The 23568-nt window shown below is 63.4% G+C and carries 29 protein-coding genes; 10 read left to right on the top strand and 19 right to left on the bottom strand.

All coding sequences use genetic code 11. The features are described 5' to 3' along the window. Positions 1 to 62: 62 nt before the first annotated feature. Positions 63 to 458 (bottom strand): hypothetical protein, encoded by a 396-nt coding sequence (locus M1D78_RS19860; protein WP_437421671.1) that lies wholly within the window; start codon positions 456 to 458, stop codon positions 63 to 65. Positions 459 to 757: 299 nt separating this feature from the next. Between M1D78_RS19860 and glsB the strand changes: the two genes are divergently transcribed. Together glsB and M1D78_RS19850 are read left to right on the top strand one after the other, a co-directional pair. Beyond that, positions 758 to 1666, top strand: coding sequence for a glutaminase B (gene glsB / locus M1D78_RS19855; protein WP_437421670.1), 909 nt, complete (start codon positions 758 to 760; stop codon positions 1664 to 1666). 103 nt (positions 1667 to 1769) lie between these two features. Then, positions 1770 to 2465, top strand: a complete 696-nt coding sequence (locus tag M1D78_RS19850) for a carbonic anhydrase (RefSeq protein WP_437421669.1) — start codon at positions 1770 to 1772, stop codon at positions 2463 to 2465. Between the two features lie 102 nt (positions 2466 to 2567). Here M1D78_RS19850 and M1D78_RS19845 read toward each other — a convergent pair whose 3' ends face one another. Further along, positions 2568 to 3020: a thioesterase domain-containing protein gene (locus M1D78_RS19845; protein ID WP_437421668.1), complete on the bottom strand. Its 453-nt coding sequence runs from the start codon at positions 3018 to 3020 to the stop codon at positions 2568 to 2570. 132 nt (positions 3021 to 3152) lie between these two features. Continuing rightward, positions 3153 to 3557, bottom strand: a complete 405-nt coding sequence (locus M1D78_RS19840) for a YkgJ family cysteine cluster protein (RefSeq protein WP_437421667.1) — start codon at positions 3555 to 3557, stop codon at positions 3153 to 3155. A 200-nt stretch (positions 3558 to 3757) separates the two neighbouring features. Between M1D78_RS19840 and M1D78_RS19835 the strand changes: the two genes are divergently transcribed. The 5 genes from M1D78_RS19835 (at position 3758) to M1D78_RS19815 (ending at position 8949) form a co-directional block, all read left to right on the top strand. After that, the gene (locus M1D78_RS19835; RefSeq protein WP_437421666.1) at positions 3758 to 6217 is read left to right on the top strand and encodes a glycogen/starch/alpha-glucan phosphorylase; all 2460 of its coding nucleotides are present in this window, start codon (positions 3758 to 3760) and stop codon (positions 6215 to 6217) included. A 170-nt stretch (positions 6218 to 6387) separates the two neighbouring features. Then, a complete protein-coding gene (locus M1D78_RS19830) occupies positions 6388 to 7398 on the top strand; it encodes a class 1 fructose-bisphosphatase (RefSeq protein ID WP_437421665.1) in 1011 nt (336 codons plus the stop codon). 3 nt (positions 7399 to 7401) lie between these two features. Beyond that, the gene (locus M1D78_RS19825; protein ID WP_437421664.1) at positions 7402 to 8004 is read left to right on the top strand and encodes a DUF924 family protein; all 603 of its coding nucleotides are present in this window, start codon (positions 7402 to 7404) and stop codon (positions 8002 to 8004) included. Between the two features lie 137 nt (positions 8005 to 8141). After that, positions 8142 to 8396, top strand: coding sequence for an outer membrane protein assembly factor BamE domain-containing protein (gene bamE / locus M1D78_RS19820; RefSeq protein ID WP_437421663.1), 255 nt, complete (start codon positions 8142 to 8144; stop codon positions 8394 to 8396). Positions 8397 to 8406: 10 nt separating this feature from the next. Beyond that, positions 8407 to 8949 carry a lipocalin family protein gene (locus M1D78_RS19815; RefSeq protein WP_437421662.1) on the top strand — a complete coding sequence of 181 codons (543 nt, stop codon included), beginning with the start codon at positions 8407 to 8409 and terminating at the stop codon, positions 8947 to 8949. A gap of 176 nt (positions 8950 to 9125) precedes the next feature. On the opposite strand, the gene M1D78_RS19810 is transcribed toward M1D78_RS19815, so the two are convergent. Then, positions 9126 to 9557: a hypothetical protein gene (locus tag M1D78_RS19810; RefSeq protein WP_437421661.1), complete on the bottom strand. Its 432-nt coding sequence runs from the start codon at positions 9555 to 9557 to the stop codon at positions 9126 to 9128. A gap of 79 nt (positions 9558 to 9636) precedes the next feature. Here M1D78_RS19810 and pip point away from each other — a divergent pair, with 79 nt between their 5' ends. Beyond that, positions 9637 to 10608, top strand: a complete 972-nt coding sequence (gene pip / locus M1D78_RS19805; protein ID WP_437421660.1) for a prolyl aminopeptidase — start codon at positions 9637 to 9639, stop codon at positions 10606 to 10608. Next, entirely contained in the window at positions 10608 to 11045 is a 438-nt protein-coding gene (dtd, locus tag M1D78_RS19800) for a D-aminoacyl-tRNA deacylase (RefSeq protein WP_437421659.1), read from the top strand. Before pip ends, dtd begins: the two co-directional genes overlap by 1 nt. Positions 11046 to 11055: 10 nt before the next feature. Here the strand turns inward: dtd and M1D78_RS19795 are convergent, their stop codons facing one another. The 15 genes from M1D78_RS19795 to trmL form a co-directional block, all read right to left on the bottom strand. Next, the gene (locus M1D78_RS19795) at positions 11056 to 11475 is read right to left on the bottom strand and encodes a UPF0158 family protein (RefSeq protein ID WP_437421658.1); all 420 of its coding nucleotides are present in this window, start codon (positions 11473 to 11475) and stop codon (positions 11056 to 11058) included. Positions 11476 to 11564: 89 nt separating this feature from the next. Next, positions 11565 to 12272: a 16S rRNA (uracil(1498)-N(3))-methyltransferase gene (locus tag M1D78_RS19790; RefSeq protein ID WP_437421657.1), complete on the bottom strand. Its 708-nt coding sequence runs from the start codon at positions 12270 to 12272 to the stop codon at positions 11565 to 11567. Continuing rightward, on the bottom strand, positions 12269 to 13072 hold the full coding sequence (gene tatC, locus M1D78_RS19785; RefSeq protein ID WP_437421656.1) for a twin-arginine translocase subunit TatC: 804 nt from the start codon (positions 13070 to 13072) through the stop codon (positions 12269 to 12271). The genes M1D78_RS19790 and tatC overlap by 4 nt, the downstream gene beginning before the upstream one ends. Beyond that, a complete protein-coding gene (tatB, locus tag M1D78_RS19780; protein ID WP_437421655.1) occupies positions 13069 to 13455 on the bottom strand; it encodes a Sec-independent protein translocase protein TatB in 387 nt (128 codons plus the stop codon). The genes tatC and tatB overlap by 4 nt, the downstream gene beginning before the upstream one ends. Before the next feature lie 6 nt (positions 13456 to 13461). Continuing rightward, entirely contained in the window at positions 13462 to 13692 is a 231-nt protein-coding gene (tatA, locus tag M1D78_RS19775; protein WP_437421654.1) for a twin-arginine translocase TatA/TatE family subunit, read from the bottom strand. Between the two features lie 24 nt (positions 13693 to 13716). Beyond that, the gene (locus M1D78_RS19770) at positions 13717 to 14049 is read right to left on the bottom strand and encodes a phosphoribosyl-ATP diphosphatase (protein ID WP_437421653.1); all 333 of its coding nucleotides are present in this window, start codon (positions 14047 to 14049) and stop codon (positions 13717 to 13719) included. After that, the gene (gene hisI, locus M1D78_RS19765) at positions 14042 to 14437 is read right to left on the bottom strand and encodes a phosphoribosyl-AMP cyclohydrolase (protein WP_437421652.1); all 396 of its coding nucleotides are present in this window, start codon (positions 14435 to 14437) and stop codon (positions 14042 to 14044) included. The genes M1D78_RS19770 and hisI overlap by 8 nt, the downstream gene beginning before the upstream one ends. Positions 14438 to 14486: 49 nt before the next feature. After that, positions 14487 to 16097, bottom strand: coding sequence for a ubiquinone biosynthesis regulatory protein kinase UbiB (ubiB, locus tag M1D78_RS19760; protein ID WP_437421651.1), 1611 nt, complete (start codon positions 16095 to 16097; stop codon positions 14487 to 14489). Then, positions 16094 to 16717, bottom strand: a complete 624-nt coding sequence (locus M1D78_RS19755; RefSeq protein ID WP_437421650.1) for a ubiquinone biosynthesis accessory factor UbiJ — start codon at positions 16715 to 16717, stop codon at positions 16094 to 16096. Before M1D78_RS19755 ends, ubiB begins: the two co-directional genes overlap by 4 nt. Further along, entirely contained in the window at positions 16717 to 17487 is a 771-nt protein-coding gene (gene ubiE / locus M1D78_RS19750) for a bifunctional demethylmenaquinone methyltransferase/2-methoxy-6-polyprenyl-1,4-benzoquinol methylase UbiE (RefSeq protein ID WP_437421649.1), read from the bottom strand. Before ubiE ends, M1D78_RS19755 begins: the two co-directional genes overlap by 1 nt. A 202-nt stretch (positions 17488 to 17689) precedes the next feature. After that, complete coding sequence (locus M1D78_RS19745) at positions 17690 to 18064, bottom strand: gamma-butyrobetaine hydroxylase family protein (protein ID WP_437421648.1); 375 nt, start codon at positions 18062 to 18064, stop codon at positions 17690 to 17692. An 86-nt stretch (positions 18065 to 18150) separates the two neighbouring features. Further along, positions 18151 to 19494 carry an ATP-dependent protease ATPase subunit HslU gene (hslU, locus tag M1D78_RS19740; protein ID WP_437421647.1) on the bottom strand — a complete coding sequence of 448 codons (1344 nt, stop codon included), beginning with the start codon at positions 19492 to 19494 and terminating at the stop codon, positions 18151 to 18153. Positions 19495 to 19521: 27 nt separating this feature from the next. Further along, complete coding sequence (gene hslV / locus M1D78_RS19735; protein WP_437421646.1) at positions 19522 to 20058, bottom strand: ATP-dependent protease subunit HslV; 537 nt, start codon at positions 20056 to 20058, stop codon at positions 19522 to 19524. A gap of 110 nt (positions 20059 to 20168) precedes the next feature. Beyond that, positions 20169 to 22532 (bottom strand): FdhF/YdeP family oxidoreductase, encoded by a 2364-nt coding sequence (locus M1D78_RS19730; RefSeq protein ID WP_437421645.1) that lies wholly within the window; start codon positions 22530 to 22532, stop codon positions 20169 to 20171. Between the two features lie 113 nt (positions 22533 to 22645). Further along, a complete protein-coding gene (gene trmL / locus M1D78_RS19725) occupies positions 22646 to 23107 on the bottom strand; it encodes a tRNA (uridine(34)/cytosine(34)/5-carboxymethylaminomethyluridine(34)-2'-O)-methyltransferase TrmL (RefSeq protein WP_437421644.1) in 462 nt (153 codons plus the stop codon). On the opposite strand from trmL, the gene M1D78_RS19720 reads away from it, so the two are divergent. Continuing rightward, positions 23106 to 23549, top strand: a complete 444-nt coding sequence (locus M1D78_RS19720) for a hypothetical protein (RefSeq protein WP_437421643.1) — start codon at positions 23106 to 23108, stop codon at positions 23547 to 23549. The genes trmL and M1D78_RS19720 overlap by 2 nt on opposite strands. The last annotated feature ends 19 nt before the right edge of the window (positions 23550 to 23568 follow it).

Here is a 23568-nt window from a genome sequence, read left to right as displayed (position 1 = left end):
AGGCGGGGCGTGGCTCGGTCGGACATCGCCCCGGCGCATGCCGAGACGATGTGTCGATTGGGCTAGCGGTCGAGACGGCGCTGACTGCGGAGGGCTTTCAGGTCGCCCTGGGTGCAGGTGAGCGGTTCGGCACCGGTCAGGTCATAACAGCGCTGACCGAACCCCATCGGCCAATAGATGATGCCGCCTGGCGGCCAGAAAATGGACGCGACGCGAAAGCGCGCGCGCAACTTACCCTGCTGCAGCAGTTCGCCGTTGTCGCTGCTCAGCTTGTAGGGAATACCGCCAGCTGCCGTCCAGAAGAATGGACGCGTCTTGACCAGTCCTTGAGGGTATTGCTGCGGCCGCTCATAGACCGACACTTTGCTGTTTTCGGGCAGCTTGAAATAGGTCGCGGTAGAGCACCCGCTGACCGCTATCGCGAGCGCCAGCAGGCCCGCCGCACGTTTGAGTTTCATCTGTTTTCGTTCCTTGTCGTGACGCCCGAGGCACAGGCCGTGCCCCGTGAAGCGGGCGGCAATATACCGGAGCCCTTCGCAATGACGTTAGTGAGTGTTGCGTTGGCGGTCGCACATGGTTCGCTCGTCAGCCCGCTTATGCGCGCAGCGCAACGGCCGGCGCTGTGTGAGTGTAGGCCTGGTGGCCGCTGTGATGGGGTCGAAGCGACCGGCGTCTATTGGCTAACGCATCCGCCGCCGTGGCTCCAATGATGGACTGGTCCGACCGGCATCCCGTGTTTTTTCACGACGAGACCTGCATGCAGAACCTGTTGAACGAAATACTCGAAGACGTCCGGCCGCTGCTCGGTCAGGGCAAGGTGGCTAGCTACATTCCTGCATTGGCGGACGTGCCGGCGAACCAGCTCGGGATCGCCGTCTACAGTGCTGATGGCGAATTGTTCCACGCGGGTGACGCGAAGACGCCGTTTTCCATTCAGAGCATTTCCAAGGTGTTCAGCCTGGTCCAGGCGATCAAGCATTGCGGCGAATCGCTGTGGGATCGGCTGGGGCACGAGCCGTCCGGGCAGCCGTTCAACTCCCTGGTGCAGCTGGAGTTCGAGCGCGGTAAGCCGCGCAATCCCTTCATCAATGCGGGGGCACTGGTGATTTGCGATATCAACCAGTCGCGCTTCGCCGTGCCGGCGCTGTCGATGCGCGATTTCGTCAGGCACCTGGCGGACAACCCATTGATCGTCTCCGATTCAGTCGTCGCCGAGTCGGAGTATCAGCACCGCGCGCGCAACGCGGCGATGGCTTATCTGATGCAGTCCTTCGGCAACTTTCACAATGACGTCGAGGCCGTGCTGCGCAGCTATTTCCATCATTGCGCGCTACGCATGAGCTGCGTTGACCTGGCGCGGGCGTTCGGTTTTCTGGCGCGGGACGGCGCCTGCCTCGCCGGGGGGGAGCCGGTGCTGAGCCCGCGCCAGGCCAAGCAGGTGAACGCCATCATGGCGACCAGCGGTCTCTATGATGAGGCCGGCAACTTTGCCTACCGCGTCGGGCTACCCGGAAAAAGTGGCGTCGGTGGCGGCATCGTCGCCGTGGTGCCGGGGCGCTTTTCCGTATGCGTCTGGTCGCCTGAGCTGAACCAGGCCGGCAATTCGCTGATCGGCATGGCGGCGCTCGAGATGCTTTCGCAGCGGATTGGCTGGTCTATCTTCTGACAGAGATGTGGCCTCGGGCCGTTACGCGCTGTCACAGCTTCGCAGTGCCGTACGCGAGCGGTACAGCGTCGAAACCCCAATTAAAACGAGAAGAGAACGCGTTATGAGCCTTGAAGAAAAGAAGAGCGAGACGGCGCAGGAGGCGCTCGACAACCTGATCGCGGGCGTCATGCAGTTTCGCGAAGAGATTTATCCCCAGCAACGAGAGCTGTTCAGCAAGCTGGCCAACGAACAGACCCCGCGGGCCATGTTCATCACCTGTGCGGACTCGCGCATCCTGCCGGAGCTGATCACGCAGAGCTCGCCAGGCGACCTGTTCGTGACCCGCAACGTGGGCAATATCGTGCCGCCCTACGGCATCATGAATGGCGGCGTATCGACCGCCATCGAGTTCGCCGTGATGGCACTCGGCGTCCAGCACATCATTGTGTGCGGCCACTCCGACTGCGGCGCGATGAAGGCGGTGCTGAACCCTTCGAGTCTGGACGGCATGCCGACCGTACGCAGTTGGCTGCGCCACGCCGAGGTTGCGCGCACGGTGGTCGAAGAGAACTGCGGCTGCGCCGATCACAATACGTTGGGCGTGCTGACCGAGGAAAACGTCCTGGCTCAGCTCGATCACCTGCGTACCCATCCGTCGGTGGCGGCGCGCCTGGCCAGCGGTCAGCTGTTCATCCACGGCTGGGTGTACAACATCGGCACCAGTGAGATACGCGCGTACGACGCCTCGAAGGGCGAATTTCGGTTGATTGGCGATGGCCCGCTGCCGATGGCTACGCCGAAGTCGCGTTACGTTTGATGTCGTGACGCAAGGTGCCGGCCCGGTGCCTTGCGTCTTGTAGCGGGTAGGGCCGCCTGGGCGCCTGACGCACTGGTTTGCGGCAGGCCGCCATGGCGCGACTTATTTGTGCAGCACGAATTGGCCAGTGAAGCGCACGGCGTCCCGGCCATCGGCGGCAAGAATGCGGCTCTGCAGCGTGAGGCGCGAGCGGCCACGACGGCGATAGATGGTTTCGAATCGCTCCCATGCGCCTTCATCCGGGGCGGGGCAGATGGCCGTAGCGTCATCCACGACTGGCAGGGGATATTCGATCTGCCCCTCGTGGATAACGATGTGCCCGTCCTCGATGCCCGCCTCGCGCAACCGCAGGTGCAGCCAGCCCCAACCCGCCAGCACTGAGGCGCAGTAGAGGCTACCGCCGAACATGCTGCTCTTGTGATTGATGTTCGCTTGCAGCGGTACCTTCAGGCGCAGCTCGTGGTTCTCCCAGCTCTCTACACGCAGGCCCATGGCCCGGGTCAGGGGAATGTCGTGATGCAGGATGGCTTCCAGATAGCGGCTATCGCGGCTCATGCCGGGTAGATTCCTAACGTTTGCGGATACAGGCAGACGCCAAGCATGACTGCTGAGTCACGAGATTGCCAGTTTCAGGCATCGCTTTTTTGCGACCGTCGAGCGTGGTCGCGACCGCGCCAGCCGGGTCCTTCAGCGTGACGTCGCTTTCTGCTGGTAGGCGCAATAACCCGGTCGCGGACCGATCTGGGGATGGTTGCGGCAGGTGTCCGGCCGCTTGGCATAGACCGTGCACAAACGAGACGTACGATCCAGGTAGAGGCAGTCGTTGTTGGCCAGGCGGGTCAGTGTGAAGACCTCGCGCTTCTGGTTGAAGTGCTCGACGACGCCGGCCTTTTGCAGGCGCCGTGCAACCTGCTTGGGGGGTTCGTCCCGCTCGAATGCATCGACCACGCCGAGGCGTATGAGGTCGTCGATCCGCACTTCGACCGGCAGCGTACAGCAGGTTGCACGGCAGTCCCGGCACAAGCCATTGCTGTAGCGGGCCCAGGTTTCAAGGCGGTCGGGGTCGGCAGAGGCGATCAGGCGAGTCTTCACATTGGCGGCATCGGGACGGGCGGGCGCGCGATCATAACGAGCCGCCGTGGAATTTCCAGCGAATCCGACGAGTCGAACGACGGACAGACGGTCACGCAAAGTCGGTCGAAACCTGCAAACCTGTCTGTATTGCCGTTTGCCGGTGAGTCCGGCGCTGCCATGAACCCCTCATCTATCCTCCTGTTCCACGAGGTCTGTCCATGACGCAAGAACCAACCAACGTTGCTGCTGACGAGGTATCGGCTTTCCGTGAAAGCGTGATCAGCAAGCTGACCTATTCGATCGGCAAAGACCCGGAGCATGCGTCCGACCACGACTGGTTCGAGGCGGTGGCACTGGCGACGCGCGATCGCATGATCGATCAATGGATGGACCGCACGCGTGAGGGCTACCGCGAAGGTAAGAAGCGCGTCTATTACCTCTCGCTCGAATTCCTGATTGGCCGCCTGTTGACCGACAGCCTGAGCAACCTCGGCTTGCTCGATGTGGCACGCGAGGCGTTGGCAGGTGTGGACGTCGATTTCGAGCGCATTCGCCTGCTCGAGCCCGACGCCGCGCTCGGCAATGGCGGCCTCGGTCGGTTGGCGGCCTGCTTCATGGAAAGCATGGCAACCCTGGGCATCGCCTCGCACGGCTATGGCATCCGCTACGACCACGGCCTGTTCCGCCAGGCCATCGTTGATGGCTGGCAGCACGAGCAGACCGAAACCTGGCTCAACTTCGGCAACCCCTGGGAATTCGAGCGCCCGGAAGTGAGCTACCTGATCGGCTTTGGCGGGCATGTCGTAGCGATGCCTCAGGACGGGTCGAGCCAGGAACAGCCCAAGCATTTTTGGCATTGGGCGGAAGGCGTACGCGCCATCGCGTACGACACCCCGGTGGTGGGCTGGCGCGGTGCGAGCGTCAACACCTTGCGGCTGTGGCGGGCCCGCGCAGAGGCGGACTTCCACCTGGAACGCTTCAACGCCGGTGACCACATCGGCGCTGTAGCCGAAGAAGCGCGTGCCGAGAGCATCTCGCGTGTGCTCTATCCGGCTGATAGCACCGAGGCCGGCCAGGAGCTTCGCCTGCGGCAAGAGTACTTCTTCGTGGCCGCATCGCTGCAGGACCTGCTACGCCGTCATCTGGACCAGCGCGGTACGCTGCTGAATCTGCCGGAGTTCGCGGCCATTCAGCTCAACGACACCCACCCGGCTATTGCGGTCGCCGAGCTGATGCGCCTGTTGGTGGATGTCAATGACATCCCCTGGCGCAAGGCCTGGGAGTTGACCGTCGGCACCCTGTCCTATACCAACCACACCCTGCTGCCCGAGGCGCTGGAAACCTGGCCGGTTGGGTTGATGGAGCGCCTGCTGCCGCGTCACATGCAGATCATCTATCTGATCAACGCCCAGCATCTCGATGCGCTGCGCGAGCGCGGCATCCATGACCTTAATCTGCTGCGCTCGGTGTCGCTGATCCAGGAAGACCACGGTCGTCGCGTGCGCATGGGTAATCTGGCCTTCCTGGGCTCGCACTGCGTCAACGGCGTCTCGGCGCTGCATACCGGGCTGATGCGTGAAACGGTCTTTACCGACCTGCATTCGCTGTACCCCAAGCGCATCAGTAACAAGACCAACGGCATCACCTTCCGCCGCTGGCTCTATCAGTCCAATCCACAGCTGACGCAGCTGTTGGTCGAGCATGTTGGCGAGGAATTGCTCGACACGCCGGAAACCCTGCTGCGCCAGCTCGAGCCATTCGCCGACCAGGCCGACTTCCGCGCCCGCTTCGCGGCGCAGCGGCGGCACAACAAGCAATTGCTGGCGCGCATGATCCAGGAACGGTTGGGCATCAGCATCGACCCCAACGCCTTGTTCGACGTGCATGTCAAACGCATCCACGAGTACAAGCGGCAGTTGCTCAACCTGCTGCATACCGTTGCGCTGTACCAGGCGATCCGCTCCGACCCGGGGGGCCACTGGGTGCCGCGGGTGAAGATCTTCGCCGGCAAGGCAGCCGCCAGCTATCACACCGCCAAGCTGATCATCAAACTCACCAACGACATCGCGCGAACCATCAATGACGACCCAACGGTGCGTGGGCTGCTGAAGGTGGTGTTCCTGCCGAACTACAACGTCAGCCTGGCCGAGCGCATCATCCCGGCGGCGGACCTGTCCGAGCAGATCTCCACGGCCGGCCTCGAGGCCTCCGGGACCAGCAACATGAAGTTCGCCCTCAACGGCGCGCTGACCATCGGCACCCTCGATGGCGCCAATGTGGAGATGGCTGAGCAGATCGGTACCGAACACATGTTCATCTTCGGCATGACGGCTCAGGAGGTGGAGGCGCGCAAGCAGGCCAACGAGTACAACGCTGAGGCCACCATCATCGAGTCCCCACGGCTCAACGAAGTGTTGATGGCGATACGCAACGGCGCCTTCTCGGCCGACGATCCGGCGCGTTACACCGCGCTGATCGACGGGCTCAAGTGGCACGACACCTTCATGGTCTGTGCCGATTTCGAGGCCTATTGGAAGGCGCAGCTGGACGTCGAGGCGCGCTGGCGCGATGCCGACAGCTGGTGGCGTTCGGCCGTGCTGAACACCGCGCGCACCGGCTGGTTCTCCTCGGACCGGACCATTCGCGAGTACGCCGAGGATATCTGGAAGGTGCTCTGACGCGCCGCATGGAGGTAGCGAAAAAGGCGCCGGAAAACAGCGGCTGGTGGAGCGTGCAGGCACTTTGCCGCTTCGCTGAACCAGCGGCGGATTGGCGGGTCTGAGGGAAGGTTAGTTTCCCCCTGGCCTGCTAAACTGCGCGGGTTTTTTCATCCTCCGGAGCCATCCCCATGTCACGCGTAACCCTGAGTCGCTACCTGATCGAGCAGACCCGCAGCAACAACACCCCTGCGGATCTGCGCTTCCTTATCGAGGTAGTGGCTCGAGCGTGCAAGGAGATCAGCCACGCCGTGTCCAAGGGCGCCCTTGGCGGCGTGCTGGGCGCGACCGAGACCGAGAACATCCAGGGCGAGGTGCAGAAGAAGCTCGACGTCCTGTCCAACGAAATCCTTCTTGAGGCCAACGAATGGGGCGGCCACCTGGCCGGCATGGCCTCCGAGGAAATGGACAACGCCTACCAGATCCCCGGCAAGTACCCGAAGGGCGCCTACCTGCTCGTGTTCGACCCGCTGGATGGCTCCAGCAACATCGATGTCAACGTTTCTGTCGGCACCATCTTCTCGGTGCTGCGCTGCCCCGGTGAGTGCTTTACCCAGAACGATGCGCTCGGCGAGGAAGCGTTCCTGCAGCCGGGCACCAAGCAAGTAGCGGCCGGATACGCAATCTACGGCCCGCAGACCATGTTGATGCTGACCCTTGGCAACGGCGTCATGGGCTTCACCCTCGACCGTGAGCTGGGCAGCTTCGTCCTCACCCACGAGAACCTGCGGGTGCCGGAATCCACCGCCGAATTCGCTATCAACATGTCCAACCAGCGTCACTGGGAAGAGCCGGTCAAGCGCTACGTCAGCGAGCTGCTCGCCGGTGCTGAGGGCCCGCTGGGAAAAAATTACAACATGCGCTGGATCGCCTCGATGGTGGCCGACGTGCATCGCATCCTGACCCGTGGCGGCATTTTCATGTACCCGAAGGATGCGCGCGAGCCCGGCAAACCCGGCAAACTGCGCCTGATGTACGAAGCCAACCCGATGTCCTTCATCATTGAACAGGCAGGCGGGGCCGCCACCAACGGCACCCAGCGCATTCTCGACATCCAGCCCGAATCGTTGCACCAGCGCGTACCGGTCTTCCTTGGTTCCAAGGAAGAAGTCGAGCGCGCCACCGGTTACCACCAGGGCTGACCGATGCAAGCGCCCTGGCACGACCTGTTGCATTGGTGGTTTGGCGAGGGCGCAACGGCGCGGGATGTCGCCGATGCCAAGCAGCGGCTCTGGTTTGGCTACAAGGCTGAGCAAGACGCCGAAGCGCGTGACCGTTTCGGCGATTGGGTCGCGCAGGCGATGGCCGGCGAGCTCGCCGATTGGGCCGAGACCCCGGAAGGTTGGCTTGCGCTCATCCTCTTGCTAGACCAGTTGCCACGCATGATCCACCGCGGCACGCCGCAAGCCTTCGCCGGTGATGAACGAGCCCAGCAACTGGTGCGCGATGGCATGGCTCACGGGGGTGACGTCCTGCTGGCGCCGCTGCAGCGTGTGTTCATCTATCTCGTGCTCGAACATGCCGAGCAGCTCGGGCTGCAAGACCAGGCGGTCCAGCAGTTCCAGACGCTGGTAGCCATTGCCGCGCCCAACGAGCAGGCACTGTTTGCCGGTTTTCTCGACTATGCCGAACGCCACCGCCAGGTCATTGCCCGCTTCGGCCGCTTCCCGCATCGCAACGAGATCCTCGGCCGCGCTTCGAGCGAGGCGGAGCTGGCCTTTCTCGCCGAGCCGGGCTCGCGCTTCTAGTTGGCTTGCATGGCGCGGCTGTGCATGGCCCTGCGGTAAGCTCGGGTGGCACGGAACCTCCCCATGCTTGCAGCCCCTAACGTGCATAACCCGATGGACGGCCATGCGCGGCCGACCATGACCAGAAGGAACCCGTCATGTCGTTTCGTCACCTGTTGCTGATCCCCACCGTCGCGCTGCTGGCCGCCTGCAGCCCGGTCACCCAGGAAAATTTCGCCCAGTTGAAAGCCGGCATGTCGCGGGCGGAGGTCGAGGAATTGCTCGGCAAGCCGGGTGAGTGTGCGGGCGCCCTGGGTATGTCCAGCTGTACCTGGGGACAGAAGAATCGATTCATCAGCATTCAATTCGCAGGCGACAAGGTGATGATGTTTTCCGGCCAAGGCCTCAAGTGAGGAAATTTCGATGCGAGCACTGATCCTGTTGTTCTCCGCCGTCTTGCTGGCCGGTTGCGCCAGTTCTGAACCCGAGAATGCGCCGGAAACGGTCGGGCAGGTCGACCTGCAGCGCTATGAAGGTACCTGGTACGAACAGGCGCGGCTGCCGATGTTCTTCCAGCGCAACTGTGTGCGCTCGGAGGCGCACTACGACCTGAAGCAGGATGGCAGCGTGGCCGTGACCAACCGCTGCGAAACGAAGGACGGCGGGTGGGAGCAGGCGACTGGTGAAGCGGTACCCCAGGAGCCGGGGCGCACCGATCGGCTCTGGGTGCGTTTCGATAACTGGTTCAGCAACCTTTTCCCGAGCCTGACCAAGGGGCACTACTGGATTCTCTATCTCGACGAGGACTACAGCGTGGCGCTAGTCGGCAGCCCTGATCGGGATTACCTCTGGTTGCTGTCGCGCGATGAGCAGCTCGAGGCGGATAAGCGGGACAAGTTGCTCGACATCGCCCGCGAGCGCGGCTTCGACACCGGTGAGCTGATCTGGCGCGGTGAATCGACGTAAGGGGTGCCTTTGGCTAAATCGGGGCAATTGCTGGCAATCGCTCCGCCAGCGTGGCGGACGGTAGGCGGTCCATAACGACGCCACGGCTCCGGCGGGCCCCGGCTAGCTATAGACGGCGTCGTGTTCGCCAGCGAAGCGTTTTCAGCCAAGCCCAGCGGTACGGACGTTGAGCGGGGCTACTTCCAGCTCAGGCGAGCGAGCTGCCATTCGCCGTCTTCCTTCCACCACTCCAGTTCGACTTCGTAATGGCCGAGGCGCTCCGGCAACAGGCCTTCGGCGCCCGTCATGGTGACCTGTGCCTCGGTGTAGCCCTTGTCGGCATAGCTGGGGTCGATCCAGCTGCGGTTGCCCAGCGCGATGACCTCCACGTTGCGGTTACGAAGGAACATCAGCGTAGCGGTGCGCTTGACCCAGTCCCGGTCGAGCTGCTGGTTGGCCTTGAAGTCGGTATGGATTCGCTCCATCAGCGCGCCGGTGTCCTTTTTCTCGATGCTGTCCTGCAGCGATTGCGCTGCTGCTTCGAGCGCCCCTTGAGGGTCGTCACGACCGCAACCCCAGAGCGCCAGCGCGGCCAGGGTAGTCAATACTGCTAATTTCCATATGGGCATGCCGAACCTCACGAATCCTCGTTATGATGCCGGGACTGTCAGGCGACCAGCGCCCCTCGTACCGACCATGGAGTGTGCCATGCAGACCTTGTACCCGGAGATCAAACCCTACGCCCGGCATGAACTGGCGGTCGAGGTACCGCATGTTCTCTACGTCGACGAAAGTGGATCTCCGGACGGTCTTCCCGTTGTGTTCGTACACGGTGGCCCGGGTGGTGGCTGCGATGCGCTGAGCCGGCGCTTCTTCGATCCTACGCTGTATCGCATCGTCACCTTCGACCAGCGCGGCTGTGGTCGCTCGACACCTCACGCGAGTCTGGAAAATAACACCACGGCCCACCTGATTGCCGACATGGAGCGCATCCGCGAGCACCTGGGCATCGACAAATGGGTGCTGTTCGGTGGCTCCTGGGGTTCGACGCTCTCGCTGGCTTACGCTCAGGCCTATCCCGAGCGCGTCCATGCGCTGATCCTGCGCGGCGTATTCCTTTGCCGGCCGCAGGAGCTGAGCTGGTTTTATCAAGAAGGTGCCAGCCGGATCTTTCCCGACTACTGGCAGGATTACCTCGCACCGATCCCGCCCGAAGAGCGCGGCGACTTGATGAAGGCGTATTACAAACGCCTCACCGGCACCGACCAGATCGCACAGATGCACGCCGCCAAGGCCTGGTCTTGCTGGGAAGGTCGCACGGCGACGCTGCGGCCGAATACCCAGGTTGTCGATCGCTTCTCCGATACCCATCGTGCCTTGGCGATGGCGCGGATCGAATGCCATTACTTCGTCAACGACGCCTTCCTCGAGCCAAACCAGCTATTGCGAGACATACACAAGATCGCGCACCTGCCGGCCATCATCGTGCACGGCCGCTACGACGTGATCTGCCCGCTGGAAAATGCCTGGGAGCTGCACGAGGCCTGGCCCAATAGCGAACTGCAAATCATACGAGAAGCCGGACACTCGGCCTCGGAGCCGGGCATCTGCGACGCGCTGGTTCGCGCGGCGGCGGACATTGCCCAGCGGCTCCTCGACCTGCCGCCCGAGGAAGCCTGATGAAGGCGCTGATCCAACGCGTACGTCAGGCACGGGTCGAGGTCGCCGGTGAGGTGGTTGGCGCCATCGACCAAGGCTTGCTGGTGCTGGTGGGTGTCGAGCGTGAGGATGATCAGGCGCGTGCGGACAAGCTGCTGCACAAGCTGCTGCGTTATCGAGTCTTCAGCGACGAGCAGGGCAAGATGAACCGCTCATTGACCGATGCCGGCGGCGGGCTGTTGCTGGTATCTCAGTTCACCTTGGCCGCCGATACAGGCAGCGGCCTGCGCCCGAGCTTTTCCAGCGCGGCGCCGCCCGCCGTGGGCGAGGCGCTGTACGACTATCTGTTGGCACAGGCTCGGTTGCTGCATCCGCAGGTGGCCTGTGGTCGCTTCGGCGCGGACATGCAGGTGTTTTTGCAAAATGACGGTCCGGTGACCTTTCTGCTGGAGAGCTGAGGGGCCGGCTTCAGCGTTTCGACGGTTCCAGCCCGTTGTCATGCAGCCAGGTGATGGCGTATTCGCGTAGCTGCACCGCCTGGTAGTCCTGCCAGGCCTGGCGCGCGTCGGGAAAGTCTTCCAATTTGAAGTCGAAGGTACGCAACGGCTTGCGCCCCTGCAGCGCATGGCTCAGCACCGCGTGGGCGTTGGGGTCGTGAATCGTGAACAGGAAGGCCTCACGCATGGCGATCGATTGGGCCAGCGCAAGCGGCTCGATATGCAGGTAACGGTCGTCCTGCACGTCATATTTCTCATTGGCACCGGGCGGTGAGTCGCCGGGAAACACCGCGCGGATTTGGCCGGATTCCAGGTCGAGGTAGTGCTCGCTGGCGTCGCGGTTGTCCAGCGCATATTCCAGTCGGTGGAGGTCGATGGTCAGAGGTCGCATGGCGGCTACTGCTCGTTAAGGATTCAGGACTTCTGACAGGCCTGGTCCGGAGGCGTGCATCACGTTCATCGGCAGGTGACGACCTGCGCTTAGAACAATCGGGCCAATAGCGCGCTGACTGCCGTCTCGACGCGCAGGATGCGCTCGCCGAGCTGCACCGGTTGCAGCCCGGCGGCGGCGAGTTTATCTACTTCGTAGGGAATCCAGCCACCTTCCGGACCGATTGCCAATGTGACGGGTTCATCGAGCGCGCGGGGGCAAAGGGGATGATCACCTGGATGCCCGACCAAGCCGCGAGTCCCGGCGGCCAACGCGGGGAGGCGGTCCTCGACGAAGGGCTTGAACCGTTTCTCGAGCGTCACTTCCGGTAGCAGCGTATCGCGTGCCTGCTCGAGGCCGAGCAGCAACTGCTCGCGAATCGCAAGAGGCTCGAGAAAGGGCGTCTGCCAGAAGCTCTTTTCCACGCGATAGCTATTGAGCAGCACGAGCCTGGGCACGCCCATGGCGGCAACGGTCTGCAACACCCGGCGCAGCATTTTCGGCCGCGGCAGGGCCAGCAACAGGGTGATCGGTAGTTTCGCCGGCGGCGCTCGGTCCAGCTCGATCGCCAGCTCGGCTTCGTCAGGCGTCAAGCGCAGCAGCCGGCCGGTGCCTATGGCTCCGCCCAGAAGACCGATACGCAGGGTTTCGCCCGCTTCGGCGCGGTGGACTTCTTGGATATGCGTGAGGCGGCGGTCGCGCACCACGGCACGATCGGCGGCGACCAGGTCGGCCGCCTCCAATAGCAGTAGATTCACGGGCGCGGCGCGGGTGGCTGGTCGCCGGGCTGTGGTTGATCGCCCTCGGCATCGCCGCGGAACTCGGCCTCGCGTTTATCGACCATGCTACCGGCGATGACCCCAGCTTCGAACAGCAGCCACATCGGGATTGCCAGCAGTGCCTGCGAGAAGACGTCCGGAGGTGTCAGCACCATGCCGACGACAAAGCAGCCAACCACCACGTAGGGGCGGCTCTTGCGCAGCGTGGTGACGTCCGCAATGCCGACCCAGATCAGCAGGAAGGTCGCCACGGGAATCTCGAATGCCACGCCGAAGGCGAAGAACAGCGTCAACACGAAATCCAGGTACTGCCCGATGTCCGTCATCATTGCCACGCCTTCGGGCGTCACGCTGGCGAAGAAGCCGAACATGATCGGGAACACCACGAAGTAGGCGAAAGCCATGCCGCCGTAGAACAGGAAAATGCTGGAAATCAGCAGGGGCACGGCGATGCGCTTCTCGTGCTTGTACAGGCCGGGCGCGATGAACCCCCAGATCTGGTAAAGGATCACCGGCATCGACAGGAACAGCGCGACCATCATGGTCAGCTTGAACGGCGTGAGGAACGGCGAGGCCACGCCGGTCGCGATCATCGTCGCGCCTTCGGGCAGGTAGGCGCGCAAGGGCGCAGCGACCAGTGCGTAGATTTGCTGTGAGAAGTAGAACAGTCCGGCGAAGAGGACCAGGATGGCACCCACGCAGCGCAACAGACGCTTGCGCAGCTCCGTCAGGTGGGCAACCAGCGGCATTTCCTGATCATCGATGGATGTATTGCTCATGGCTCAGGCGATTTGTCCGGGCGGGGTACGGGGGCCGTGTCGGCGGGCTTGGTTTCGACGGAAGGCGTAGCAGGCTCGCTCTGCTCGGGCGGGGGTGTGGCCGACTGCGGCGACTGGCTGCTGCCGGCGGTGGGCGCGCTGGGCATGATGCTCTGCTTCATTTCCCGCTCGAGGTCCAGGATGCGCTCGTTGTGCAGCTGACGGCGTATCTCGTCGGCGCCGATTTCCCGTTCGACCTCGGCCTTGATGTTGGCGAAGCTGCGTTTGGCTCGGCCAATCCACAGGCCGGCCGTGCGCGCGGCCCCGGGCAGGCGCTCCGGGCCCAGCACGAACAGCGCGATCAGGCCGACCAGCAGCAGTTCGGTAAAGCCGATATCGAACATGGCGCGTCAGTTCTTCTTGGCGGGATCGTCGACCTTGCGGGCCTCGGCATCGATCGTATGGCTTTGCTTTTCCTCGACGCTGGGCTTTTCCTCGTCGGTACCCATCGATTTGCGGAATCCCTTGATCGCGTCACCCAGGTCCGAACCCAGGCCCTTGAGGCGCTTGGTGCCGAACAACATGACCACGATGAGCAGGATGATCAGGAGTTGCCAGACGCTGATTCCACCAAAACCCATGCTGCGTTACTCCAATGTTGATTATCAGGATTGCGGGCGGGCGGCTTTTTCCGCCAGCCCGGAGAGTCCAAACCGCCGGTCCAGTTCGTCCAGCACCGCTTGCGGGTGCTGATCCAGCGCAGCGAGCATCACCAGGCTGTGGAACCACAGGTCCGCGGTCTCGTTTATCAGGTCGCGGGCATCGCCGGTGGCGGCTGCGTCCTTGGCGGCGAGGATGGTCTCGATCGATTCCTCGCCGACCTTTTCCAGAATCTTGTTGAGCCCCTTGTGGTACAGGCTGGCGACATAGGAACTGTCGGCGGCTGCGCCCTTGCGGGCTTCCAGCACCTCGGCCAGGCGGGTGAGGGTGTCACTCATGCTTATGCTCCGCATAGATTGCGTGCGGGTCCTTGAGTACGGCGTCCACGGTTTTCCAGCCACCGTTCTCGAACACCCGGTAGAAGCAGCTTTCGCGGCCGGTGTGGCAGGCGATGCCGCCGATCTGCTCGACCCTCATCACGATGACGTCGGCGTCGCAATCCAGGCGCAGCTCATGAAGCTTTTGCACATGCCCGGACTCCTCGCCCTTGCGCCACAGCTTGCCACGCGAACGTGACCAATAGATGGCGCGGTTTTCTGCCGCGGTCAGTGCCAGCGCCTCGCGATTCATCCAGGCCATCATCAGGATGCGCCCGGTCTGGTAATCCTGGGCGATCGTCGGCACCAGGCCGTCTTCGTTCCAGTTGATCTCGTCCAGCCAGTTCATCGAATTCTCCACTCAGTGCGCGCAGTGTGCCAGCCCGACCGACCGCTGGCTATCGGCGCACCACCACATAGATGCCCGCCGCCAACATCAGCCAGGCAGGCCAGGCCGCCACCGCGGAGAGGCTTTCTGCGGAGGCCGCGAGGGTAGCCCCGCCGCCCAGCAGCGCGGCGCCAACCAGGCGCAGCGGCCAATGGTCGCGGTGTTCGCGCCAGGGTGGCGGAAGGTTGTTGGCATGCGGGCCGGACATGCGCTCGAGCAGTTCGCGGGTCATGCCGGCCAGGTGCGGCAACTGCTCGATCTGCGCCTGCGCATTCTTCAGGATCTGTTTGGGGCTCATGCGCTCGCGCATCCACCGCTCGAGGTACGGCTGGCCGGTGGCCCAGAGGTCAAGCTCGGGGTAGAGCTCGCGGCCAAGGCCCTCGATGTTCAGCAGCGTCTTCTGTAGCAGCACCAGTTGCGGCTGCACTTCCATGTTGAAACGCCGCGCGACCTGGAACAGGCGCACCAACAGTTGGCCGAAGGAGATGTCCTTGAGCGGCTTTTCGAAGATCGGTTCGCAGACGGTACGGATCGCTGCCTCGAACTCATTGACCTTGGTTTCCGCTGGTACCCAACCCGAGTCGATGTGCAGCTGGGCAACCTTGCGGTAGTCGCGCTTGAAGAAGGCCATCAGGTTGCGCGCCAGGTAGTCCTGATCTTCGGGCGTGAGGCTGCCGACGATGCCGAAGTCCACGGCGATGTACTGCGGGTTCCACGGTTGGTGCGTGCTGACGAAGATGTTGCCCGGGTGCATGTCGGCGTGGAAGAAACTGTCGCGGAAGACCTGGGTGAAAAAAATCTCCACGCCGCGCTCGGCCAGCTGTTTCATGTCGGTGCGCTGCTCGGCCAGGCGGGCCATGTCGGTCACCGGCACGCCATAGATGCGCTCCATGACCAGCACTTGCGGGCGGCACAGGTCCCAGTACACCTGCGGCACGTAAAGCAGGGGCGAACCCTGGAAGTTGCGCTTGAGCTGGCTGGCGTTGGCGGCCTCGCGCAACAGGTCCAACTCGTCATAGATGGTCTTCGCGTAGTCGTCGACCACCTCGACCAAGTGCAGGCGACGGGCTTCGGTGGAGGCACGTTCGGCGATCTTCGCCAGCAGGAACAGCCAGGCCAGGTCCTGACTGATCACCGGCCGCAGGTTGGGGCGCACGACTTTGACGACCACTTCCTCGCCGCTGCGCAGCTTGGCGGCATGCACCTGCGCGACAGAGGCCGAGGCCAATGGCTTGCTGTCGAAACGGGCGAACAGCTCGCTCACCGGGGCGCCAAGCTGGCGCTCGATTAGGGCGGTGGCAACGGCCGAGTCGAACGGCGGCACGCGGTCCTGCAGCATCGCCAGTTCTTCGGCGATGTCGAGCGGCAAGAGGTCCCGGCGGGTGGATAGGATCTGGCCGAACTTGATGAAAATCGGCCCTAGCCCTTCCAGTGCCAGGCGCAGGCGCGCGCCGCGGGAGAGCAGGGTGCGCCGCCGCGGTAACCAGCGCCAGGGCAGCAGATAGCTGGTTGCGCGCAGCCACCAAGGCATTGGCAGGTCGAGAATGATGTCGTCGAGGCGGTAGCGAATCACCACCAGCAGGATGCGAAACAGGCGGCGTGCCGCGGCGAACAGCTTCATTCGGATCGATCTGGATTCAAGGAGTGGGCGAGCCGTTCGATTCGTGCCTCGAGGCGGTCGAGATCGAGCTTGAGGTGGTCGAGTTCAGCAAAGCGGGTCTCCGCCTCGGCTGTGCCAACCAGGGTTCGCGATTCTTCGTTGAGGTAGTCGGCCAGGTCCTGACGCAAGCTGTCGGCGCTGTCGCGCAGCCATTGGGCCTGCCCACGTACACCGGCACCGAGCAGCTGGGTCGCGACCGGCCCGAGCAGGCGAGACACTTCATATTCCCAGTCCAGCTCCAGGTCCTGCAGGATTTCGGCAAGGGCCATGAGGAGGCCGCTGTCGCCGTCGATTTCGACGTTCGGTCCGTGCAAGATCGCCGTCTTGTTGCGGCTGGTGGCCAGGCGCATCAGGCTCGTCGCCGGTGCGCGGAGTCGGCAGTCGGCCTCGCTGCCCCAGTCCGCTGCCAGCCGCAGGCCTTCGCCGTCTGGCAGGATGAACAGCTTCCACGCCGGTGCGCTGCAATCGATCTCGATGATTCGACCGGACAGCCGCGCAAGCCGCGGCATTGCACTTGGATCCAAGCGCAGGGCGCGATTGATGCCGCGCTCGGCGGCGGCGAGCAGGGCCGTGCGCAGCATCAGGGTTTGATGCCGCGGTGCAGGGCGACGATGCCGCCGGTCATGTTGTGATAGGTGACGCGCTCGAACCCGGCGTCGGCCATCATGCCCTTGAGCGTTTCCTGGTCCGGGTGCATGCGGATCGACTCGGCCAAGTAGCGGTAGCTCTCCGAGTCGTTGGTGATCAGCTTGCCCATCATCGGCAGCAGGCTGAACGAGTAGGCGTCATAGGCCTTGGAGAACAGCGGGTTGGTCGGCTTGGAGAATTCCAGCACCAGCAGCCGGCCGCCCGGCTTGAGCACGCGCAGCATGGAGGCGATGGCCTCTTCCTTGTGCGTCACGTTGCGCAGGCCGAATGCGATGGTGACCACGTCGAAGTGGTTGTCCGGAAAGGGCAGCTTTTCCGCATCGGCCTGGACGAACTTGACGTTGCCGGCCACGCCTTTGTCGAGTAGCCGATCACGGCCGACCTTGAGCATCGAGGCGTTGATGTCCGCTAGGACCACCTCGCCGGTCGGCCCGACGATGCGCGAGAACTGGCGCGTCAGGTCGCCCGTGCCGCCGGCGATATCGAGGATGCGGTTGCCATGGCGTGCGCCGGACAGCTCGATCGTGAAACGCTTCCAGAGCCGATGCACACCACCGGACATCAGGTCATTCATCAAATCGTACTTGGCGGCCACCGAATGGAAGACTTCGGCCACCTTCTGGGCTTTTTCGCTCTCCGGCACGTTCTTGTAGCCGAAGTGCGTGATGGGCTCTGCGTCGTGCGCTTTGCGGGGATCGGTCATGTCACTGTCACCGGAAGAATGTGCCCGGCATTCTAAACCTAAAAAGCGGTGGAACCGATAAAAGCGCGGGAGGCGGGAAGGCTGGAGGTCCGGGGCGTTGCTATGGGGCGTGTCGTTTTGTCGCGAAGGCCATGGCATACAGCCGGGGAGCGCCGAAGGCCAACGCGACAGGCAATTCGCATGTCAGCCTCCTGTTTTGCTCCTAGAGCATCAACTTCACTGGCGAGATGTCCGGGTCACGGGATTTGCCCGCCTTGGCCAGTTCGTCGAGATAACTGTCCCACATCGTCTGCTGGTGCGTAGCGAGGTGGTGCAGGTAGTCCCAGGTGTACAGGCCGCTGTCGTGGCCGTCGCTGAATGTTAGCTTCAGCGCATACTGCCCGGCCGGCTCGATGGCCTCGAGCGCGACGTTAACCTTGCCGGTCTGCAGCACCGGATTCCCGTGACCCTGGACTTCAGCGGACGGCGAATGCACCCGCAGGAACTCAGCCGTGAGGCTGTAGCGCTCGTCGGGGCCATATTCCAGTTCAAGGGTTTTCGACGCCTTGCGGAGTTTGATCTGCGTAGGGATGCGCATGAGAAAGAACCGAAGAAGAGGCAGGGCCTGAGGCAGAGCGAGGACGCGTTTTGCTTCCAGCGTTCAGCCTCAGGCCATCAGCCTGTTTATAGAATGTAGCGCGACAAATCTTCGTCCTCGGCCAGCTCGCCGAGGTGGCTGTTGACGTAGGCAGTGTCGATGCGGATCGGCTCGCCGTTCTGCTGCCCGGCCAGGTCGCCGGCGCTAAAGGACACTTCCTCGAGCAGGCGCTCGAGCAGCGTGTGCAGGCGGCGCGCGCCGATGTTCTCGGTCTTCTCGTTGACCTGCCAGGCGATCTGCGCCAGGCGCTTGATGCCATCGTCGGTAAATTCGATGCCCAAGCCTTCGGTCTTCAAGAGCTCGCGGTACTGCTCGGTGAGCGAGGCATGGGGCTCGGTGAGGATGCGCTCGAAGTCTTCAGGCGACAGGGCTTTGAGCTCGACGCGAATCGGCAGGCGACCCTGCAGCTCCGGCACAAGGTCGCTCGGCTTGGACAGGTGAAAAGCGCCCGAGGCGATGAAGAGGATGTGGTCGGTCTTGACCATGCCGAGCTTGGTGTTGACCGTGCTGCCTTCGATCAATGGCAGCAGGTCACGTTGCACGCCTTCGCGTGAGACGTCCGCACCGCTGGTATTGCCGCGCTTGGCGACCTTGTCGATTTCGTCGATGAAGACGATGCCGTGCTGCTCGACCGCTTCCAGCGCGCGGGCCTTGAGCTCTTCCTCGTTGACCAGCCGCGCCGCTTCCTCGTCGCGGACCAGCTTGAGCGCGTCCTTGATCTTCAGCTTGCGGCTCTTCTTCTTGCCCTTGCCCATGTTGGCAAAGAGGCTCTGCAGCTGATTAGTCATCTCCTCCATGCCAGGCGGCGCCATGATCTCGACCCCGCCGGGGTTCTCGGCGACTTCGATGTCGATCTCCTTGTCGTCCAGCTGGCCTTCGCGCAGGCGCTTGCGGAACAGCTGTCGAGTGTTGGAATCGGTGCTCTGTATCGGCTCCTCGCTGAACCCGACCGGGCGCGCCTGCGGCAGCAGGGCATCGAGGATGCGCTCTTCGGCGGCGTCCTCGGCGCGGTGGCGCATCTTCACCACTTCCTGCTCGCGCAGCATCTTCAGCGCGGCGTCAGCGAGGTCGCGGATGATCGACTCGACGTCGCGGCCGACATAACCGACCTCGGTGAACTTGGTGGCCTCGACCTTGATGAAGGGCGCATTGGCCAGCTTGGCCAGGCGGCGGGCGATCTCGGTCTTGCCGACGCCGGTCGGGCCGATCATCAGGATGTTCTTCGGCGTGACCTCAGGGCGCAGTTCAGGCGCGAGTTGCATGCGCCGCCAGCGGTTGCGCAGAGCGATGGCAACGGCACGCTTGGCGTCGTCCTGGCCGATGATGTGGCGGTTGAGTTCGTGGACGATCTCGCGGGGCGTCATGGACATGGTTCAGGTACTCCGGGACTCGGGCGCTCAGTTGGCGCTGTCGAGTTCCTCGATGGTCAGATTCTGGTTGGTGAAGACACAAATGCTGCCGGCGATGTTCAATGCCGTTTCGGCGATTTCCTGCGCGGACATCTGGTCGCCACCCTTTTGCAGCAGGGCGAGGGCGGCAGCCTGGGCGAAACCGCCACCGGAGCCCATGGCGATGAGGTCATGTTCCGGCTGAACGACGTCGCCATTGCCGGTGATGATCAGCGAGGCGTCTTTGTTGGCCACGGCGAGCATGGCTTCCAGGCGGCTCAGCGAACGGTCGGTGCGCCAGTCCTTCGCCAGCTCGACAGCGGCGCGGACCAGATGGCCCTGATGTTTTTCGAGCTGGCCTTCGAAGCGCTCGAAGAGGGTGAATGCGTCGGCCGTGGCGCCGGCAAAACCCGCCAGCACCTGGCCGTGATAGAGGCGGCGCACCTTCTTGGCATTGCCTTTCATGACGGTATTGCCGAGGGAAACCTGGCCGTCGCCGCCCATGACGACTTTGCCGTTGCGGCGCACTGAAACGATGGTGGTCAAGGGGAAATCTCCACGCAGCGGGGCGATGAATGCCCGAATGCGCTTGATATGGGGCCCCCGTCACGCATTTCAACCAATCGGCAGGCAAAGGCGTCACCGGCCGCCTGTGACTAGGCGGCGCCAACGCCCGCCGGCGGATCGGGCTCGACCGGCACCTTCGGATCGTCACTGAAGGCGATCACCTTACGCAGCCGCACGGGAATCGACTTGGCCGCCGGCACCTTGCTGCGCTCGGCGTGGTGCCAGACCGGCAACAGCGCGTTGCATTCCGGGTAGTAGCCGGCGCAGCAGCCTTCGGGTATGTCGTAGGGCGTGACACGCAGCGGCCCGACCGAACGATGCACACCGTCATGCACCACGGTGACGGCTTCGAGCTTGTCGCCTTCGGCAAAGCCTAGCCGGGCCATGTCGTTGCTGTTCATGAGGATCACCGCGCGGGTGCCATGAATGCCGCGGAATCGATCGTTGTAGCCATACACCGTGGTGTTGAACTGGTCGTTGCTGCGCAGCGTCATCAGCTGCAACACGTCACGGGCTTCGTGGCCGCCGATTTCGGTATCCGGGTCCTCGGCAAGCGAGGGCGGGTTGATGAAGTTGGCTTTGCCGGTGTCGGTTGCCCATTCCCGCTTGCTGGCACCGAGCGGACGATGAAAGCCGCCGGGCTCCATCATCCGCACGTTGAAGTCGTGAAAAATCTCGGGATAGCTCTCGGCGATGGCGTCGCGGACCAACCCGTAATTGCCGACCCAGGCGTCCCAGTCGAGGTTTGGGTTGTCCACCAGGGTCGCCTTCGCCAGACGTGCAACGATGGCGGGTTCCGACAGCAGCCCTTCGGCCGCCGGCTCCGCCACGCCGCGCCAGGCGCGAATGCAGCCGGTGCTGTCTTCGGTGGTGTTGTATTGCTCGCCGCTGGCCTGGCGGTCGATCTCGGTACGGCCCAGGCACGGCAGGATGTAGGAGACCTTACCCGTCACCAAGTGATTGCGGTTGAGCTTTGTCGATACCTGTACCGAAAGCTGCAACCTGCGCCAGGCTGGCTCCATCTGAAGCGTATCCGGGATTGCCCGCACGAAATTGCCGCCCATGGCGACGAAGCCCTTGATCCGGCCGTCCAGGATGCCCTCGCAGGCTTCGATGGTGTTGACACCGTCCTCGCTCGGCGGCTCGAAGCCGAACTGACGACGCAGATTATCCGCGGGCACCTTCTTGGCTTTTTCGGTAATCCCGACAGTGCGCTGGCCTTGCACGTTGGAATGCCCCCGCACCGGCAGGATGCCTGCGCCTTCCTTGCCGATATTGCCGCGCATGAGCAGCAGGTTGACCAGCATCTGGATCGTCTGCACGCCGTAGCGGTGTTGAGTCAGCCCCATGCCGTAGGCCGCGACTACCTGATTGCAGCGTGCATACTCGACGGCTGCGGCCTCCATTGCGCTGCGGCTGAGCCCGGAACGGCGCTCCAGCAGTTGCCAGCTGTAGCCTCGCATGCGCGCCTCGAAGGCCTCGAACCCGTGTGTGTGTTCTTCGATGAAGGCCACGTCCAGCACCCTGGCGTGCCCCGCTTCGACAGCCTGATCGTCCAGATCGAACAATGCCTTGCACATGCCGGCAATCGCGGCGATGTCGCCGCCGATTTTCAACTGATGGTACTGAGTGCTGATCTTGGTCTCATCGGGCGTCATCATCTCCCGCGGCGACTGCGGGTTGACGAAGCGCTCCAGGCCGCGCTCCCTGATCGGGTTGAACGTGATGATCGGGGCGCCACGTTCGCGTGCTTCCTGCAACTGATGAAGCATGCGCGGGCTCGACGTGCCGGTGTTCTGTCCGAAGAACAGCATCCCGTCCATCTTGTGCAGGTCGTTCAAGGTGACGGTTGCGACCGGCACGCCGATGCTCTCGGGCAGCGCGACGGAGGTGCTCTCATGGCACATGTTCGAACTGTCGGGTAGGTTGTTGGTGCCATACATTCGCGCCGCCAGCGCGAACATGTAGGCGGTCTCCAGCGCGGCGCGGCCGGACATGTAGAACACCACCTCGTTCGGGTCGGCCATCGCCTTGAGTTCGCGTCCGATGTCTGCGAAGGCATCGTCCCAGGAGACTGGACGGTATTTGTCGCTGGCCGCGTCGTAGCGCATGGGATGGGTAAGGCGGCCCTGCTGTTCGAGGTCGAAGTCCGTCCAGTTGAGCAGTTCGGTCACGGTGTGGCGCTCGAAGAACTCTGGGCCGCAGCGGCGGCTGGTGTTCTCCCAGGCCGTTGCCTTGGCGCCGTTTTCGCAAAATGCCAGCGGGCGCGACGGGTGCGGTTTGGCCCAGGCGCAGCTGACGCAGGCGAAGCCCTCGATGGGCTTGTTTTGCTTAAGCAGCAGCGCAGCGCCGGTCAGCGGGATCTTTTCTCGGATCAGGATGTTGGCGACTGAAAAGGCGGAGCCCCACCCGCCGGAAGGTGCATGGTAGGGCTTGAATGATGGCTGGCTCACGTCGTCCTCCAGTGCTGTGCGGCGGCGCCGCTGCGGCAAGTACTAGTTACGACGTGGGGGGGGTATGAACGTTCAACCTCACTGACGATAGGGGATTTGACCCTCAAGCCGGCCTATTCCAGAGCGAAACCGAGCTGCCGCCAGGCCTCGTAGACCGCTACCGCGACGGTGTTCGACAGGTTCAGGCTGCGGCTATCCGGGCGCATCGGCAGGCGCAAACGCCGTTCATTGGGCAGGGCGTCACGGATCTCGGGTGGCAGGCCGCGGCTCTCCGGGCCGAACAGGAACGCATCGCCGCGCTGGAAGCTGACCTCATGGAAGGGTTGCGAGCCCTTGGTGGTGAAGGCGAACAACCGGGGCCTGCCGATGCTGTCCAGACAGCTGCCCAGGCCGGCGTGACGCTTGAGGGGCGCGTATTCGTGATAATCGAGGCCTGCGCGGCGCAGGCGCTTGTCGTCGAGTTCGAACCCCAGCGGTTCGATCAGGTGCAGGCTGCATCCGGCATTGGCGCAGAGCCTGATAATGTTGCCGGTATTCGGCGGAATCTCCGGCTGGAAAAGGATCACATGGAACATGCGCGGCACCGACTCTGAAAACGACCCGCATTCTACTGCGCAGGACGATCCGCTACCTCGTCTGCGTCGTCGCTATTTCGCCTCGCTGGTGCTGCTCGGGCTACTGTTCGGCTCGTTCCTTGGTCATGTGTTTCGTCCCGGGCCGGTGCAGCTGTTACGCGTTGAACCGACGCCGGTGGGGTTGCAGCTGTGGTTTGATCGCGAACCGGAACTCTACAGCCAGGACGTCGACGGCGCGGTAGGCATGTTGTTCCAGGCCGAGGGTGAGGCGCACGCCGGTCAGGTCGTCCTGGCAGGGGTGCGCAGCGGCTGGCGGGTTCAGACCACCGAGCGCGGGTTGCTTTTGCACCTGGTCTCGACACGGCCGCTGGCCGCTGAATGGACGGGCGTCAAGGTCGACGGCAACTGGCGGCTGGATTTGCGCGTGCGGCCGCGGGATTGAGCCCGGCGGCCGCTCGCTG

The sequence above is a fragment of the Pseudomonas sp. SA195 genome, from assembly GCF_054131565.1.
This window is presented reverse-complemented; position numbering and strand designations above follow the sequence as displayed.

Coding starts and splice junctions, on each gene's coding strand:
- M1D78_RS19830 (WP_437421665.1), top strand. CDS start 6,388: ATGTCACGCGTAACCCTGAGTCGCTACCTGATCGAGCAGACCCGCAGC.
- M1D78_RS19860 (WP_437421671.1), bottom strand. CDS start 458: ATGAAACTCAAACGTGCGGCGGGCCTGCTGGCGCTCGCGATAGCGGTC.
- M1D78_RS19835 (WP_437421666.1), top strand. CDS start 3,758: ATGACGCAAGAACCAACCAACGTTGCTGCTGACGAGGTATCGGCTTTC.
- hisI (WP_437421652.1), bottom strand. CDS start 14,437: ATGAACTGGCTGGACGAGATCAACTGGAACGAAGACGGCCTGGTGCCG.
- bamE (WP_437421663.1), top strand. CDS start 8,142: ATGTCGTTTCGTCACCTGTTGCTGATCCCCACCGTCGCGCTGCTGGCC.
- M1D78_RS19755 (WP_437421650.1), bottom strand. CDS start 16,717: ATGCTGCGCACGGCCCTGCTCGCCGCCGCCGAGCGCGGCATCAATCGC.
- ubiB (WP_437421651.1), bottom strand. CDS start 16,097: ATGAAGCTGTTCGCCGCGGCACGCCGCCTGTTTCGCATCCTGCTGGTG.
- M1D78_RS19825 (WP_437421664.1), top strand. CDS start 7,402: ATGCAAGCGCCCTGGCACGACCTGTTGCATTGGTGGTTTGGCGAGGGC.
- tatA (WP_437421654.1), bottom strand. CDS start 13,692: ATGGGTTTTGGTGGAATCAGCGTCTGGCAACTCCTGATCATCCTGCTC.
- dtd (WP_437421659.1), top strand. CDS start 10,608: ATGAAGGCGCTGATCCAACGCGTACGTCAGGCACGGGTCGAGGTCGCC.
- M1D78_RS19720 (WP_437421643.1), top strand. CDS start 23,106: ATGCGCGGCACCGACTCTGAAAACGACCCGCATTCTACTGCGCAGGAC.
- M1D78_RS19745 (WP_437421648.1), bottom strand. CDS start 18,064: ATGCGCATCCCTACGCAGATCAAACTCCGCAAGGCGTCGAAAACCCTT.
- hslU (WP_437421647.1), bottom strand. CDS start 19,494: ATGTCCATGACGCCCCGCGAGATCGTCCACGAACTCAACCGCCACATC.
- tatC (WP_437421656.1), bottom strand. CDS start 13,072: ATGAGCAATACATCCATCGATGATCAGGAAATGCCGCTGGTTGCCCAC.
- pip (WP_437421660.1), top strand. CDS start 9,637: ATGCAGACCTTGTACCCGGAGATCAAACCCTACGCCCGGCATGAACTG.
- M1D78_RS19770 (WP_437421653.1), bottom strand. CDS start 14,049: ATGAGTGACACCCTCACCCGCCTGGCCGAGGTGCTGGAAGCCCGCAAG.
- tatB (WP_437421655.1), bottom strand. CDS start 13,455: ATGTTCGATATCGGCTTTACCGAACTGCTGCTGGTCGGCCTGATCGCG.
- M1D78_RS19850 (WP_437421669.1), top strand. CDS start 1,770: ATGAGCCTTGAAGAAAAGAAGAGCGAGACGGCGCAGGAGGCGCTCGAC.
- ubiE (WP_437421649.1), bottom strand. CDS start 17,487: ATGACCGATCCCCGCAAAGCGCACGACGCAGAGCCCATCACGCACTTC.
- trmL (WP_437421644.1), bottom strand. CDS start 23,107: ATGTTCCATGTGATCCTTTTCCAGCCGGAGATTCCGCCGAATACCGGC.
- M1D78_RS19815 (WP_437421662.1), top strand. CDS start 8,407: ATGCGAGCACTGATCCTGTTGTTCTCCGCCGTCTTGCTGGCCGGTTGC.
- glsB (WP_437421670.1), top strand. CDS start 758: ATGCAGAACCTGTTGAACGAAATACTCGAAGACGTCCGGCCGCTGCTC.
- M1D78_RS19845 (WP_437421668.1), bottom strand. CDS start 3,020: ATGAGCCGCGATAGCCGCTATCTGGAAGCCATCCTGCATCACGACATT.
- M1D78_RS19810 (WP_437421661.1), bottom strand. CDS start 9,557: ATGCCCATATGGAAATTAGCAGTATTGACTACCCTGGCCGCGCTGGCG.
- M1D78_RS19795 (WP_437421658.1), bottom strand. CDS start 11,475: ATGCGACCTCTGACCATCGACCTCCACCGACTGGAATATGCGCTGGAC.